The sequence below is a fragment of the Candidatus Symbiopectobacterium sp. NZEC135 genome (genome assembly GCF_025962695.1).
Genome location: NZ_JAGFPF010000040.1, coordinates 23151 through 39012 on the forward strand (window position 1 = coordinate 23151; position 15862 = coordinate 39012).

The following is a 15862-nucleotide window of genomic DNA, read 5'->3' on the forward strand; positions in this document are numbered from 1 at the left end:
TCATACAAAAAATCAGAAGGCGCAGTACAGGACGACTTCTGATTTTTATTGTATCTCTGCCATACTTCAGATCATCCGTGCGTTGTTGGTAGGTAAGCCATTCCCGCTGTGCAACGTATTTTGTTGTCTGCCAGCGAGCAGGCCGCATGATCGCTTTGGTTCCCATAATGAAGATTAAATGGAAGAAGTATGCAGTGGAAATCCCTGACTCCTGGCCTGATAAATCTGCTTGCTTATGAACGCACCTGGTTAAAGTACGACGTTCGCGCGGGGCTTTCGGTGGCGGCAGTTGCGCTGCCGGTGGCGATCGCCTATGCCGAATTAGCCGGTGTAAGCGCGATCGTTGGGCTTTACTCCTGTATTTTGCCGATGGTTGCCTACGCTATTTTTGGCTCCTCAAGGCAATTGATTGTGGGGCCGGATGCCGCCACCTGTGCGGTCATCGCTGCGGTCATCACCCCCTTGGCGGCGGGAAATACGGAGCTTCATTGGCAACTGGCGATTGTGATGACGTTGATGATGGGGACATGGTGTTTGATTGCCAGTCGATTCAAGCTGGGGGCCATTGCGGATTTATTGTCTCGCCCGATATTGAGCGGCTTGCTTAACGGTGTTGCGCTGACCATCATTGTCAACCAGATCAGCAAAGTGTTTGGTTTTACATCCCCCTCCAGTGAACTGATTGAGCGCATTTATGCGCTACCGTCGAATCTGGTAAATAGCCACTGGCCAACAGTGGGTATCTCGTTGCTGACGTTGTTATGTCTATTTGGTGTGCGTTATCTGCGGCCTAGTTGGCCTGCACCGCTCTTTGCCGTGGTGTTGACGACGGGGCTGACCTGGGCGGCAAACTTACCGCGCTTTGGGGTGGAGACGGTTTCGGGTTACACCGGGGGCGGTTTGCCTACCGTATCCTGGCCGGATTTCAAACCTGGCTTGCTGCGTGAACTGGTGATCCCTGCGTTGAACCTCGCGGTGGTCAGTTTTGTGAGTATGATGCTGACGGCGCGCAGTTTCGCGGCAAAAAATGGCTACGAAGTGGATGTAAACAGTGAGTTTCGCGCACTGGGCTTGGTGAATATTGTCTCTGGTTTGTCACAGGGATTTGCCATCAGCGGAGCAAATTCGCGTACTGCGGTTAATGATGCCAACGGTGGCAAAAGCCAGTTGGTTTCTGTGATCGCCGCCTTGGCGATTGCGCTGGTGGTCGTGCTGTTAAGTGAACCTCTGCAATATATTCCGATTGCCGTACTCGGCGTCATATTAATCTATGCGCTGTGGGGCTTGCTGGATTTACGCAGCATACTCCAACTGCGCAAGCGTAATCGCCCGGCATTCTATCTGGCCCTGTTTACTTTTCTGAGTGTGCTGCTGGTAGGCATTATTCCGGGTATTGGATTGGCGGTGTTGCTAGGGTTGCTGCAATTCCTGCAAACGGTATTTCGACCCACTGAGCATTTACTCGGTGTTAATGCGGAAGGCATGATTCATTCATTAGATAACGGCACTGACAATGATATCAGACCGGTGGACGGCGTTATCATGTACCGTTTCAATTCCCCATTAACCTATTTCAACGTTGCCTATTTTAAAAGCCGCATCATGGATCTGGTGGACGGCGATACCTCTACGCCGCGCTGGGTGGTGATTGATGCGGTAGCAAGCTTCACCCACGCCGATGTCAGCGTGTTGGCCGCCATCGACGAATTGAAACGCGAACTCAAACAACGCGGAATTAATCTGGTGCTCGCAGGACGGCGAACCGAGTTAACCCGCTGGTTTCGTATGGAGCGTTCCGACAGTAAAGTACACGATTTGATCCTGGTGCCGGACCTTTATTTAGCAATACGGCTGATTCAGAGTAAAGAATCTAAAGAAACCAACGCGTTTAGGGCGGACAATTTGCCCTAGCCGCGTATGCTTGGTGGTCATTTTGACGACAGCCAGTTACTTGGGGTCTGCCTCTGCTATGGGCTACATTAGCAGTCCATAGCAGAGGCAGAGATTGCTGACATTATTTCTTGTTAAGCATCGATTTTAAATCGGCAAAGGGATTATAGGTCGCAGCCGCAACATCTTTTTGCGCATCCTCCCCCGCCACAACGGTTGTTCCGTATTGATCTGCCTCAGTGTACTTCGAGTGTTCATGGTCATGGCAGTACAAGCAGAGTAACTCCCAGTTGCTGCCATCTTCAGGGTTATTGGTATGGTCATGATCGATATGATGAACCGTTAATTCGCGCAGGTTGGAATAAACAAACTCCCGCGAGCAGCGCCCACACACCCACGGGTAGATTTTTAGTGCTTTCTCACGGTAGCCGCTTTCCAGCCGTGCATAGTTTTTGGGGATCAGAGCCATTGCCGATATTACCTGTTATAAAGAGAGAAGGTACGATAGTGTCTTCAATATATCTCATATTGGAACAAGAGAAGAGATGAAAGCGAAATGACCGCGTTGAATTTACCGCTTATCAATGTCATAGGTCTTTTTGTATGCTACTAAACACATGAAGCCGAGATAACGAAGGGAAGTTCGGTTTAATTAGCGGGGTTGAACAGAGAGGTGATATCTTGATGAATCTGTAAACAGCCACTCCGTTTGGGTGACTATTGGCTCGCTACTGTTCACCATTGACAGAGGAAATCGCGCGTGGACACTTATCTGCTGCATCGTGGTAGGCTGATCGATCATATTCAGCTCGTTGTAAACGACTTCGAGCTCAGCAAAGCGTTTTATCAGGCCGTGCTGGCTGTTCTTGAGATCCCTATCATCAATACCAGTGACGATTATTTCTGGGCTGATGAACTTGTGGTGTCTTCAGTAAAAAGTGCAGGTTCTCTGGGAGAACCGACAGGGCGTCACCATTTGGCTTTTCAGGCTAAAGATCGTGAAAGCGTGGAGGCTTTTTACCGTGCTGCACTGACACATGGCGGGCGTGACAACGGTGCACCCGGCGAACGGAGCTATCATCCTGGCTATTACGCCGCATTTGTGCTCGATCCTGATGGGAACAATATCGAGGTGGTTTACCATGGCGATGCGGTGCGCAGCGCACACTCTGTGGAAATCAGTTTCAAGTTCGCCTGATGAACGCATTGAGCATCGCAGTATATCGCATTGACCCTGTTGCAAAAGCATATTTGCATACCGAATGCCACAGCATGAGGAAGAATTGACGACCATAGCGCAGAGATTAGCGTAAAAGGGTATAGAGAATGGTATTGAAAAGGCATTCAGTAAGGCTTGAAATTAGAAAAGCAGAGTGAACAGGCTGGCTATACTGAAAATCGTTCATGAATGCGATAAAGCCAAAAGTCATCAATAAAGACCTACCATCAAGTTAAGAAAAATTGATATCATAAATGATATTGGTAATCAATATCATTTGGTGCAGTGTAAAGGACATTAAATGCTTTCTATCGCCTCTTTCTCTAATGCTATTCACTCTACTCATTTTTTTGAGAAAAAACCAGAAAGCAATAATGATATAAATCAATCCCATTTACCTTCGATGATAAGTCATGTTGTTAATTCTAATCAAAATATAAATAATGTTCCAACACCCTATCTTCGTGTACGGGCAGGTGATTTGGATAAACAAAAAAATATATTAATTAAAATAAAATCATTTTGTAATAAAGTAGTGATGTCGGCATATAATTATTTACGTTCCATTGATGGAATTGATGAGTTTACCGGGGCGACAGGGCAGGTTTTACCACAATTTCATCAGTCATTATTATCGTTAAGTATATTACTTCCTGCTATCCCTTTAGTTGGCATAGGTGCAAAAGGTGCTTTTGATGAGTCAGTAGAAAACTATAAAAGCATTTATCCTGAATTTATGAAAAATATTAAGGAGAAAAAACAAGAGATTTTAGGGATATTACAACAGGGTTTTTCTGAAGATGATGTTAACAAGAAGCTTATTGAAGAGAAGATCGAACCATTTTTTGATGTTTGGATTAATTGGTTACAAGGTGGAAATGAAAATAAAAATATTAAAAATTTCCAACAACTGTGTACAACGTGGAGGTCGTTGCAAGAAAAAAATAATTCTACTACAAAGCCACTTTATATGGCTACAGAATATCAACGTATGAAACAAGAAATGCCGATGGTAAAAATTGACCGCAATTTTTCACCATTGCAAGCTACGGCAATGAGTTTAATGACCGGAGGGATGGTTGGATTGTCTGCAAAATCAATCGCAGATCTTGTGATGTCCCAAGGGATCAGCGGAGCTGAAGCCGTAAGTGATTTAGCGGGAATGGTCAGTAATGTTCTTCTTTTGCCAGCACAAATCATGATGACGGGGTATGGGATTTCACAAACCATTTCTGGATATCAGCACGATAAACTACTGAAAGAGAATCGTTCTTTATTAGAAAAGGACCACCAACCAGATATCATTAAAGAAAATATTGCACAATTAAAAGAAATAGCTAACCGTAAAATATATTATAACTATAAGCAAAGAATAGAGTATGGTGCTGTCACTGCTGTTGGGCAGGCTGCGATGGCATTAAGCTCGTTAAGTGCACTCACTGGTGTTGGTAGCGCGGTAGGTTTTGTTCCTGCTTTAATTGGTGCGCCAGCTACTATTTATGGCTCTTATATTCGAACAAGAACCAGGGTACAAGAAGGAAAGTATTTAGGTACTAAAGATGCTCAAAGCGTATCGGATAAAAGATTAAATTTTGAAAGCTTGGCGAAATATCAAACGACAGACCCTACTAACACAAATCAAACAGCGCAATCAGCGATAACCACGATTGATACTCTTAACACTGTTGTTAGTGCGGCAACGAATACACTGCTAGAACAACAAAAGATTGTCGCAGAGGTAAAGTTACTCTCATTGATTCAAAAGACGATCAATAAAGCAAACAAGAATAATATTCAACTAACGGTAGCGGAATTACATCAACACGTAGATTCTACAGTGGAAAAACTACTTGATAGAATAGTAAGGAGCCAAAAAAGTTTTATTAAGCAACCAGGTAAATATTTTATTCGGCAGCGCACCTCCTTACTATCAGAGGACCTTAAAATAATAAAGGGGATGCTTGATGATGGTGAATATAACGTTGGTTGTTTGGAGGGGAGGTTAGACAAACAACCAGGAGGTTATAATTTATCGTCCAGATTAGAATATATGAAAGAAAAATACAATGTATCTTTATCAATTAAGACGAAAGAAAAAATATTAGAATATAGTGTTCGAGATCTTTTGAAATTAGCAAGTGAAAGAAAAGAAATAAAAGACGCGCTACAACATCAAGATGGTATTTCTGATAAATTATTTAATTGGAATGATTTGCAAGAAATCATTCAGCATGATGAAAAGGCCAAGGTTATTTATACACAGCATCATAACCATTATTTTATTAAGCAAATGAAAAATGAAGGTAAATCCTTGAGGGATGATGCTTATGAACATATCATCAATGGATTGATGTCTAAATCAGCAATTGAACGAAACATTAATAAAGTAAAGATCTCCCCGGTTCTCTGATTTATCCTGGCACGGATATCGGGGAAAATTAGAGGTATGATGCAATGGTGAATCCTCATTTAATCTAATACAGTTGCGGGATATTTGTGAAGGTGAATTAATGCAACGGATTGCCCTATATGGTTAGTACGTTCTTCAATAGTGCAAGGTAGAAAATTCAGACTAGAATACAATAGTAGGCCTGCTACATTTTCATTAAAGCACGAGATAGTAACGTGTGCCGTAGGATGTCGAGCAAATGCTTTCTCCTCCATTGTCTTGATGAGATAACGGCCTACACCTTTTCCCCGGACCGTGGGGGAGACAATAACATTGCCTATTGCACACTCACCAGGTTTCGAATAATACAAGTTGGCAAAAGCCACTACCTGTCCTTCATATTCTACTACTGTATTATTCATTCGCTTGTTGATGACGGTCATCAACTGTTCAGGTGATAAAGGCCAACAAGCTTTTGGAAAGAAAAAGAACAATTCCTGCTCGGTATCAGGAAAGCCACAAATAGCAGGAATATCTCTCATTTCAACCGGGCGATGGTTCAGCAACATAGTACTTCCTTTTTTACACTAAGGGCGTTCACAGGAGTATTGCTTGAGTTTTACCCAACAATTTAGCCTAGGGGATTTTACGTTTTCTTTCCCTCAAAATCTTGCCCCATTCCGAAATAGAATTCCAGCATGATATTTTCCTCTTTGAAAAGAGGCTGTGCCGATGAAACGTCACGACTCACCTAAAGGAACGATTATCCTTGCTCTGAAGCTGGCGGAATTGGGTACGTCAATTCTGCAAAAGTGGCGTATGTACTCGGGAGCAGAATAGACTTCTCACGGCCGGAACGTCAATAAATAATACGATGGTGTATTTTTCAACGGGAGGCTGAGGTAGGTGTATCTGAACGAGAGCGAGTTTATATCCCTGGAGGATGCTCGGTGCATAATCGAGTTCTGGCGCATACGTATAACCGGTGACGGCCACATTCTGCATCAGGGGTGATGGCCCTGTCAGAATTTTCTGAAAACCCTGCTACTTGCCAGAATATACAATCGAAATGAAGCTGATGATTTCTGATTATAGCTGGGTGATATTAGGGGAAAGATCAACAGGTTAATACAGTGCTCCTACCGCTCACACAACCTAATATCAGAAATAAAGAATCATTGCAATCAGAGACAATCGTATGTTAATAATGGGTTGTAAATCAATTGAGAGCAGCGCGTATCTAATTCGTATTGTAGTCACTCCGAAAAATCAACAGTCAGCATGAATGTGGTAGCGCTTATGCTGAGGTAGTTACGTCTATCACTACACAGACATTCTTCGTTTTGACGTGATGTTATTCTCTTCTAATGAGCCTGAGATAATCAAATGGAAAGCCTCTTTGTTATAAGAGTTGCCGATGTTACGGATGTTGCGGATATGTTTCGCATTAGAATCAGTGTGAAAGAAAATAAAGCAACTATGGCTGATTTAGCAAGGTATGGGGTAACGCCAGAATCACTGCCCGCAATGCTAACCGGTCACGGTCGTGGATGGGTTGCCGAAATTGATGGGGTAACCAGAGCTTTTGCCATGGCTGATGCAAATAATTCTTCCGTTTTTGCATTATTTGTCGAACCTGGCTTTGAAGGGAAAGGCATGGGGCGTCACTTAATGATAGAGGTTGAAAAATGGCTCACCGAAATGAAGTGTCAACAAATATGGTTAGAAACAGACCGTAATGTATTGGTGCGCGCTAACGGGTTTTATCGATATATTGGCTGGGTTGAAAGTTGTCTTCAGCCTGATGGACAGATGAAGTTTGTTAAAACGCTAAAATAAACGGATTTTTACTATGTATTGTAATGTTGAACACATTAAGAAATTTTTAATTAATGCAAAAATAAATACTTATGCAAGTAATAGCGGTAGAGTATTTCAACAAACGATATTGCCAGATACCAAGTTGTTAGCATTCGAGCAGGATGATTTAGTCTACCGGGATATTTATTTTGGTTTCCTGCAATTTGCAGGGCAGGAGACTGTTTCTTTAAAAGATAAAGTTATTTGGTCTATGAATTACATAGGTCAAAGCCAGACAAAAGAGAATATTGACGATATTTATGCCTTTCTGCGAAAATCATTATTGAAAATATCAATTGATGCACCCTTTCGAGGGCCAGCAGCGTTCTCTGATTCGTGCGGGTTTTATTATAAAAATCAGAGTGAAGGTGATATTGATTTTTTCCATGGAGAGGAATCAATTTCTCAAAATGGTGTAATCGTTTATAAATTATATTATTCAGGGGGGTGGGTTTCGTAAAATAGGTCATGCTACCAACTTATTGATTTAGCCTATTTTGGTACTCGTATTGCAACGATGGCAACCCTGAGAGGCTTGCGTATGGGCGATGGCTAGCCAGCAGGTTTATGAGAGAACTGGGAGCGGGACGCGACTTCCAATAACCCTTTTGCTTCGATGCGGGTCACGCCATTATCGAACCGGAAAGACCCCCAAATCTGACCACCAAATTCACCGGATGCAGAAGGAAAAGTGAGAATGTATCGGGAGAGATTCTTGCATTATTTCCTTGAATCCAAAGCAAAAAGCAGATGCCCGAAGACATCTGCTTTTTTGAATTTGGCTCCTCTGACTGGGATCGCCTTTGCCAGCAAGTGGCTAATAAGTAAGCTAAACCTGAATTCCCTTTCTGTCAAGACCACCAGAATGACCACCAATAAAAGTTGGTTAAATGTAACTGATTTGAGCGGTCTTGTGCATTTGGTGATCGTTACTGTAGCAATATCTACAAGGCAGTTTGATCTGTGTCAGAAGCAAACGTTGCTAAGCCCGCACAGCATTAATTAGAGAGGAGCAGGTCAAGCCTTCTTCCGATGGTTTCAGAAAGCGGCGCTGTACTTGCTCAAAATAAAGTAGCGATGAGTACGATCTCTAATGCGCACGCACGCTCTTTTAGGTAAAGTAATTTCGTCGTTAAAAAATATATTTATTTATAACCTAAACGCTCATTTTCAGGTAGACAGATGTCAGCCAGATTTAGCAATACTTCAGCTAATTTATTGAGCTAAGCGCTTTAAGCATCTTGAAAAAGTTATCCCTAGTCATGTTCCAGATATCCAAATGTCCCCTTGTTTCATTTGCTTGAGGAAAACTGTATGGACGAGGTTGTAGCAGAATACTCGGATGTACTTCGAAGTTGGCAAGTTCATCGTTTTAATTTCAGTATGGCCGTCCCCCAGACAAACACACTAGGACTCCGAAAGCCCCAGTTGGCTGCTATTTATGCGACTTTAGGGCACTTGGTGATAGACCCTTCTACACCGGCAACGGTGGTTATGCCAACGGGTACTGGCAAAACCGATACCATGCTTGCACTACTCATCTCTGGAAAAATGGAAAGGGCCCTGATTCTCGTTCCATCAGATGCCCTCAGAAGTCAATTAGCAAACAAATGTGCAAACCTTAAAACACTGCGCAGAGTAGGCGCGGTATCTGACGTTGCGCTGAATCCTGTCGTTGCCGCAATCAGTTCAGGAATGTCTGAAAAAGAAGTTCTAATGCTTTCTAAAGCAAATGTTATTGTTGCAACTCCGCAAGCACTACGATTATTCGACGGGGAAGCAGTTAAAGCCCTAGGGGATATGTGTAGTCACCTATTTATTGACGAGGCTCACCACGTTCCGGCGAACAGTTGGGATCGAGTCAAAAATATATTTAAAGGTAAACCGTGTATCCAGTTTACAGCAACGCCATTTCGGGAAGATGGTTTAGCTTTAGAGGGGAAAATTATATATAACTATCCTCTTAAGGATGCACAAGACGATGGTTATTTCAAAAATATCGAATTCCACCCAGTGCGGGAATATAATTTAGACCTCTCAGATCATGCTATTGCGGATAAAGCCGTAGAGCTTCTGAGGAAAGATATTGATGCTGGTTACAATCATCTAATGTTAGTTCGGGCAAAATCACAAAAACGTGCAGAATATCTTTTTGAAATTTACAGCTCGTATACAGACCTGAGCTCAATCTTGATGCATAGCAAAGTACCTAATCAGACGAAAGTTTTTGAAGAAATCGTCCAGAAAAAATATCGCATTATTGTCTGTGTAGATATGCTCGGAGAAGGTTTTGATTTGCCCGAACTTAAGATCGCGGCAATTCATGACCAACATAAAAGCCCTGCGGTAACGCTACAGTTTATTGGCCGACTAACAAGAGTAGATAACACTCTTGGAGATGCCAAGTTCGTAGCTAATATTGCTAACCAAAAAACTGATCACCAGATGTCAGATCTCTACAAAGAAAGCGCTGACTGGGGAAAAGTAATCCGCGACGTCAGTCAGGAAAAGGTCAGTTTCGAAATTGAAAAAGAAGTTTTTAATGAGCAGTTCTCTGATGACACAGACTCGGATTCTATCTTTGGTCTAAACCCAAATCCAAAAGTCAGTGCAATAGCTTATCATTTGTCGCCGAAAAATTGGCAGCCAGCAAGAGCACGGAACTTCGATGGCCGCAGAGAGAAGCTGAAGCATATTTCAATCAATGATGATGCTGATACCATCATCATGGTAACAAGACGAGAGACATTAGTGGGATGGGCACAAACTGAGGCTATCGTTGACACCAATTGGGTCTTGTATCTGGCGTTTTATAACGAACCTGAGAACACGCTTTTTGTTCACACATCAGGAGATGATACACAAGCGACCCAGTTCCTGAAATTAATTGCTAAAGATGCTGTCCGTATCAATGGTGAACCTACCTTCCGTTCACTTCACAATATCAAATTGATGAAATTGCAAAACGTAGGTTTATCTCGAGCCCGAAAGGACCTCAGATTTACAATGCATGTTGGGCACGACATCAATCAAGTTATTAGTGACATCGAAAAAGGTAACGCGAAGAAATCCAATATATTTGCGACTGGATTCGAGTTGGGTGAGCGCACTACAGTAGGATGCTCGCACAAAGGTAAAATCTGGGAAATGAATTCATCACCCATCAACTATTGGATTAAATGGTGTCAACGCCTCTCAACAAAACTCAATGACCAATCAATCGACCCAGGTGATGTTTTGAAGAACGTCATGCGAGCAGAGAAAATTGAGAATAAATGGCCTGCAGGTCTGTTTTACTGTGACTGGCCCGAAACAATTGCAATTGAAAATGAGCAAAAGATCTCACTCATTTTTCAAGGCGAGAGATACAATCTACTTGATATTGTACTGGGTAGACCAAGCCACAATGATGACCTAACCCTGAGAATCCCTGTACTCACAGTTGATAACGACGGATTAGAGCACCCCCTTACAAACATCTATATCAAGCTCTTAGCAGATGGTTACAAAACTCACTGTCCCGATCTGAAAATTGTTTTCTCACAAGAAATGCCATTGGATGAATATCTGGATAGTGAAGCTCTTGTGTTGCTAAGCGTTGATGGGGCAATGATCCACGGAAATTATCGTTACTTTTCACCCAACAGTGTGAATGTAAAACTACCCAAAGCTTTGCTCGAAATATGGGACTGGGGAACAACAAAAATTTATCAGGAGTCAATGCGCGCAGAAAAGCGTTTAGATAGCGTACAGGGATTCACTTCCAAAAAAATTGCTGATGACTTCGGGATTGTCTTCAATGACGATGGTGCAGGTGAAATCGCTGATCTCGTTGCAATTCGCGTAGATAAAGACAGGATCTACATTAGTTTATTCCATTGTAAATACTGTCCTTTGACTGATGGCGCCGCTATACCGGGTGCCCGCTTGAGCGATGTTTACGAGGTGTGCGGCCAGGCCTCCAGATCAGTAAAGTGGCTATATACTGGTGAGAAATTTTTTGACCGTCTGCTTGAACGCTACCAAAAATCTCTTTCAATAGGTTTCGACAGAATACTTAAAGGAACACCACAGCAACTTGAAATATTACGCAATAAGTGCCATGACCATGAGCTTGTATTCAATTTTGTCATAGTCCAGCCTGCTGTCTCAGCCAAGAAACTATCTGAAGAACAGTTGACTGTTTTAGGTACAAGTTATTCATACATTAAAAGCATTTCTGGCTCGGATATAAAGGTCATCATTAGTCCTTAAAATTAAATTTATTGAAAATAATGTTTGTGATTCATAGGGATTGCAATCGAGACGAGTGGTTGTCCGCCACCAGACCCAGCCGCCTAGCCCGAAACGCAGCATTTCGTGGTTCGGCGGAGCTTACAGGCTTTGCTAGTTAGTGGTATTGGGCTAACGACCCGGTTTACTGGGGAGTCGGAGGGTGCCATGTGGATTTTTTTAAGAGATAATTGGTATCAATATGGTTAATGAAGGACGAAGATAATTGCTGACAAGATAATGTCTTTTAAGTGCCAGGAGCGGACATTTTTTGAAATTTAACTGCGTGCTTTGCCTTCTGATAACCAAAGCGCATGTGTATGTGATGCTAAACAATGAATGTATTATTTTTTGTGTTAAATTTATTAAAGGTTATAATTTTACGACTTTTTGATATTTCGAGGTTATACATGGCACCAATAGTCATCAATCCAATAAGTTATTCAAGATTCAATGCACTAGCTACTTATGCTAGAAACCCACGAGTTAAGTCTCATTCTAATGAGTTAGAATGGTTTGAAACCTTCGATGGGAAAGTATTAGGCATGCTGTTGTTTGATACTATTGACAACGAATATACTGGAATTATATTTTCTCGAGATCTAAATAAAAAATATCGTTATATAGACATGACTGAATTTGACGATAACAGAGCTAAAACAAAGAAAAGGTTATTAAGTAAAATACGTGAGTTACATCCATCAGCTGATGAACAAGGAGTGCAAGGTGATGAAAGTGTTGAAACAATGGATTTTTTCATTGACCTTAATAAGAAAAACATCAACTCCGACTTCCTTTTAGTAAAGGACTCACCAGAATATTCAGCAGCCAAAAATATTATAGAACCGTTAATGAGATGGTACGCTGACATAGATGGGAATTTTGTAGAACAATTTCAAACAACCGGATTTAATCAAAGGGTCTGGGAGGTACTTCTTTACTGTATATTTACTGAAAATGACTGTGTATTTGATACATCATTCAATGCTCCAGATTTTAATTTATCCTATATTAATGGATTCAACAGCATACCATTCTCAATCGAGGCTACTACTGTTAATAAACCGATAGATCGTAGAGGTCAGCCAATCCCAATGCCAAAAGTAAACAGGGAAAATATAGATGAATACAATAATCTATTGGTAAATTATTTTCCAACTCGATATTCTGGTCCTTTGCTTGCGAAACTAAAAAAGAAATATTGGGAGCAGGAGCATGTTTCCGGAAAGCCATTTGCAATCGCCATAGCTGATTGTCAGTTCAAAGGTGCTGGTAATGTTAGTCATGACGCATTGCCATTATACCTTTATGGTTTTCAACAAAAAGTGACATCCGAGGGTGCTGAGGAACGTGAAAAAATTGGTTGTCATATCTGGGGAACAAAAGAAATTCCATCAGGTTTTTTTGATCTCGAAGGGGCTGAAAACATTAGTGCAATATTATTTTCTCCAGCGAATGATATTGACAAGTTCAACAGAATGGGGTTGAAAGATGGCTTTAATGACAATAAGTATAAAATCAGACGCACAGTAAAGTCACCTAATATTCATACTTGGGAGTATGAACTCATTACAAAAATAGTTCCAAACAAAAAATATACCGAGACTTGGGATGAAGGTTTAGTCGTTTATCACAATCCTAATGCATTGCACCCTTTCCCAATATATATATTGCCAAATGCATCTCATTATCATGTAATTGATGGTAGATTAGTTGTGGAATTTAATAGCCCCCCTATAACAGAAGATATGTCAGAAATTATAATATAAGAATGCTTTAATTTCCCATGAGCGTCCGCTTTTTGCTGTGAGTTCAACGGGTCGATGCAACGCTATCCTTAAAAAAGGGGGGACGTTGCCTGAAAGCTGAGAAATCGGCCCAGTATGGACCAATGTCATATTATGTCCGGTCTTTAGATCGTTACAAAACAGCCGTCATCGTAACATCAAGAAGCTCGGTAGGATGACAGGTGATCGATTAATCTGTCCCGACACACGTTCGGCAGTAGGTTTCGTGCGAGTAAGTTTAATCAGGAGTCGGCTGAATAAATTTGCTTCCGAAAGGCGTGCAGGACTAAACTAGTTCAGCAAAAACGGAGCGTTCAGTTTTCCGGAAACGTAATCAGCTTAAGATTTTCCTCAAAGTAATCGTCGTAAACTGCCTCATTGTCTTTTTTCATCCTGACGTGTATGAAATTTGGAACTGGCGGGCTCGATGCGCGGTGTGAAAATACCTCGTCCTGAATAGCCCTGAATTTAAAGTTAAGATCGTCATCATTAAAACGGCCAGCAACCTTGATATCTGATATTTCTTTATCTATGTAATCCTTCACTTTTTCGATTCTATGCCTGCTTTTTCTGTTATCGAAAAACTGCAGAAGAATATATCTGATTAACGGCAGGGTGAACACCACGTAGAAAAGAGCGTCATTCAGCGTGGCCTTCATCATTATCCCGTATAAAAGCAGGCTGAAAAGTGATACGGATATGCCCCAGATGTAGAACACGTTCAGACTGTCTCTTAGAGATCTGTCCCAACCGAAATTTTTACCGTGGCACAGCAAGGCCATTACGCTCTGCGGCGCATCGTAGGACTTATTTACATACCATCCCTCACTTCCAAAGCGGGCATGCGCCTTGGCTGGCCTGTCCAGATAGAAACGCGCAGCCCTAAATACATTGTCTCTGGAAATTTTTTTGCCCACACGAAGGTCGTTCCACTTTATTCTCAGGACGTTGCAGTCATACATCTCCTGAATCGTGGCCGCCTTTTTACGCTCAGAAGAGATATAGCCGCTAAGAGCAATATTGATTGTAAGAACGGTCAGGCCATATAATCCCATGTATGCGGATAAGGTTTCCTGCGGAACCCCGTACCGACTTTTCAGAACGGCAGCCGTAACGGAGAGTAACACTGGCAAAACGATACTGATTAAGAAATTGACACTGCTGAATATTTTTATACGATTGTAAAGATGAGCCTGCGCGTAAAGAAGACTCATGTTATCTTGCGTTGCCTGGCTTAAATATATGGTATTCATCGTATTATCCAAACGTCGGAAAGTCTGATCCGAATATTTCGCGCCATTTATTAATGGACTTCTGCTGTTCGTCGTTCTTCTCAAAATCTCTGGCTTCACGTACCTTCAATGCTTCTGAACTGAATTTTTGCGATATTTTTTCTCTGGCATCATAGGATAAGTCATTAATATCTCCTTGAATCTCCTTATGGTCATTAACAGAATACCTGATGTATGTGCTGAGATGATTAAAGAGGCCTTCCAACTCCAGATCCACCCATTGTTGACAGGTTGTTCGGTTTTCGTAGTAGTTAAGAATAAGAGTTTCAAGAAGATAGGAGCCGATGGCTGGCATGCTTTTTGTTGTCTGCCAGTATTTGACCACCCTGATGACGTTCAGCATATTTCCATTGTTCTTTACGTTTATTTCGGATGTTCTTATCTTATCAATGCGCGGGTCAGTTTTTTTCCAGTTGCCGTTACCGTCCGGGATCAGATAATAACTGCGGCCATAAATATCGACCTTTGTCATAAAACAGGGAACGATATCGAAATTCCAGGTTTTTGTAGTCAGCTGAAGAGTTATCGCTTCTTGGTTGCGCTTCAGCTCGGCCTTCTGGTACTGCGGAATGTCTTGCAGCTTGTTTTTATAATGGTTCAGTATTCTTACTGAGCTTATCGTTTGAGAGTCCGAATGCCGGAAGTTATTCAGCCTTCTGGGACTATCGTCCGTATCTAATGTTATCCGGTCGCTATAAATGGTGTAAGTGCACCCTTCCGCGGACAGGCCAAACATCAGGTCTATATCATCTAGCGGCCGGATTTTCGTCCTTCTGGCGAAAGAGCCAAATCCAATATGAATTTCCGGATAATTTTTAGGAGATGAGTCGTCTGACTCAAAGCCGCTGAGTTTTTCATACAGCCAGTTTCTGCTAGTCCGTGCGTCGTCGGTGCTGGACTTCTTTAGGTTTACCACATCACTCATGAACTCAATAAATGCGTTTGTCACGGTAGTTGCCATTGCAAATCCTTAGCATGATTAAAATTAACAAGGCTAATAAATAGAGCGCCACCTTATTGAGTGGTAGCTGTTAGTTAATGCAATAAGATAAATCCTCTTTGATAGTATTTGTGGTGTAAGCGTCCAGTCAGCACCGTCTGGTTTACTGCATCAGGTTCTGTAATTTAGGTGTCCACTTATTTTTGCAGGTGG

The 15862-nt window shown here is 42.0% G+C and carries 11 protein-coding genes; 7 read left to right on the forward strand and 4 right to left on the reverse strand.

Going from position 1 to position 15862, the window contains the following annotated elements; translation table 11 throughout:
- Positions 1-189: 189 nt before the first annotated feature.
- Complete coding sequence (locus J5224_RS17170) at positions 190-1911, forward strand: SulP family inorganic anion transporter (protein ID WP_264626530.1); 1722 nt, start codon at positions 190-192, stop codon at positions 1909-1911.
- A gap of 103 nt (positions 1912-2014) precedes the next feature.
- Here the strand turns inward: J5224_RS17170 and yajD are convergent, their stop codons facing one another.
- Positions 2015-2359, reverse strand: coding sequence for an HNH nuclease YajD (gene yajD, locus J5224_RS17175; protein WP_264626531.1), 345 nt, complete (start codon positions 2357-2359; stop codon positions 2015-2017).
- Positions 2360-2650: 291 nt separating this feature from the next.
- On the opposite strand from yajD, the gene J5224_RS17180 reads away from it, so the two are divergent.
- On the forward strand, positions 2651-3088 hold the full coding sequence (locus tag J5224_RS17180; RefSeq protein ID WP_264626532.1) for a VOC family protein: 438 nt from the start codon (positions 2651-2653) through the stop codon (positions 3086-3088).
- Positions 3089-3410: 322 nt separating this feature from the next.
- Positions 3411-5519, forward strand: a complete 2109-nt coding sequence (locus tag J5224_RS17185; RefSeq protein ID WP_264626533.1) for a hypothetical protein — start codon at positions 3411-3413, stop codon at positions 5517-5519.
- Positions 5520-5578: 59 nt separating this feature from the next.
- Here J5224_RS17185 and J5224_RS17190 read toward each other — a convergent pair whose 3' ends face one another.
- On the reverse strand, positions 5579-6067 hold the full coding sequence (locus J5224_RS17190) for a GNAT family N-acetyltransferase (RefSeq protein ID WP_264626534.1): 489 nt from the start codon (positions 6065-6067) through the stop codon (positions 5579-5581).
- An 817-nt stretch (positions 6068-6884) separates the two neighbouring features.
- Here J5224_RS17190 and J5224_RS17195 point away from each other — a divergent pair.
- From J5224_RS17195 to J5224_RS17210, 4 genes are all read left to right on the forward strand, one after another.
- Complete coding sequence (locus tag J5224_RS17195; protein ID WP_264626535.1) at positions 6885-7337, forward strand: GNAT family N-acetyltransferase; 453 nt, start codon at positions 6885-6887, stop codon at positions 7335-7337.
- Between the two features lie 13 nt (positions 7338-7350).
- A complete protein-coding gene (locus tag J5224_RS17200) occupies positions 7351-7818 on the forward strand; it encodes a DUF5680 domain-containing protein (RefSeq protein WP_264626536.1) in 468 nt (155 codons plus the stop codon).
- A gap of 854 nt (positions 7819-8672) precedes the next feature.
- Complete coding sequence (locus J5224_RS17205) at positions 8673-11612, forward strand: DEAD/DEAH box helicase (protein WP_264626537.1); 2940 nt, start codon at positions 8673-8675, stop codon at positions 11610-11612.
- A 428-nt stretch (positions 11613-12040) separates the two neighbouring features.
- The gene (locus J5224_RS17210; RefSeq protein ID WP_264626538.1) at positions 12041-13399 is read left to right on the forward strand and encodes a hypothetical protein; all 1359 of its coding nucleotides are present in this window, start codon (positions 12041-12043) and stop codon (positions 13397-13399) included.
- A 332-nt stretch (positions 13400-13731) separates the two neighbouring features.
- Here the strand turns inward: J5224_RS17210 and J5224_RS17215 are convergent, their stop codons facing one another.
- Together J5224_RS17215 and J5224_RS17220 are read right to left on the reverse strand one after the other, a co-directional pair.
- The gene (locus J5224_RS17215; RefSeq protein WP_264626539.1) at positions 13732-14670 is read right to left on the reverse strand and encodes an S-4TM family putative pore-forming effector; all 939 of its coding nucleotides are present in this window, start codon (positions 14668-14670) and stop codon (positions 13732-13734) included.
- Between the two features lie 4 nt (positions 14671-14674).
- A complete protein-coding gene (locus J5224_RS17220; protein ID WP_264626540.1) occupies positions 14675-15670 on the reverse strand; it encodes a nucleotidyltransferase in 996 nt (331 codons plus the stop codon).
- Positions 15671-15862 lie beyond the last annotated feature (192 nt).

What these genes read in the sequence shown, in the direction of transcription:
- J5224_RS17210 (WP_264626538.1), top strand. Translation starts at nt 12,041, where the DNA reads ATGGCACCAATAGTCATCAATCCAATAAGTTATTCAAGATTCAATGCA.
- J5224_RS17200 (WP_264626536.1), top strand. Translation starts at nt 7,351, where the DNA reads ATGTATTGTAATGTTGAACACATTAAGAAATTTTTAATTAATGCAAAA.
- yajD (WP_264626531.1), bottom strand. Translation starts at nt 2,359, where the DNA reads ATGGCTCTGATCCCCAAAAACTATGCACGGCTGGAAAGCGGCTACCGT.
- J5224_RS17195 (WP_264626535.1), top strand. Translation starts at nt 6,885, where the DNA reads ATGGAAAGCCTCTTTGTTATAAGAGTTGCCGATGTTACGGATGTTGCG.
- J5224_RS17215 (WP_264626539.1), bottom strand. Translation starts at nt 14,670, where the DNA reads ATGAATACCATATATTTAAGCCAGGCAACGCAAGATAACATGAGTCTT.
- J5224_RS17190 (WP_264626534.1), bottom strand. Translation starts at nt 6,067, where the DNA reads ATGTTGCTGAACCATCGCCCGGTTGAAATGAGAGATATTCCTGCTATT.
- J5224_RS17170 (WP_264626530.1), top strand. Translation starts at nt 190, where the DNA reads ATGCAGTGGAAATCCCTGACTCCTGGCCTGATAAATCTGCTTGCTTAT.
- J5224_RS17205 (WP_264626537.1), top strand. Translation starts at nt 8,673, where the DNA reads ATGGACGAGGTTGTAGCAGAATACTCGGATGTACTTCGAAGTTGGCAA.
- J5224_RS17220 (WP_264626540.1), bottom strand. Translation starts at nt 15,670, where the DNA reads ATGGCAACTACCGTGACAAACGCATTTATTGAGTTCATGAGTGATGTG.
- J5224_RS17185 (WP_264626533.1), top strand. Translation starts at nt 3,411, where the DNA reads ATGCTTTCTATCGCCTCTTTCTCTAATGCTATTCACTCTACTCATTTT.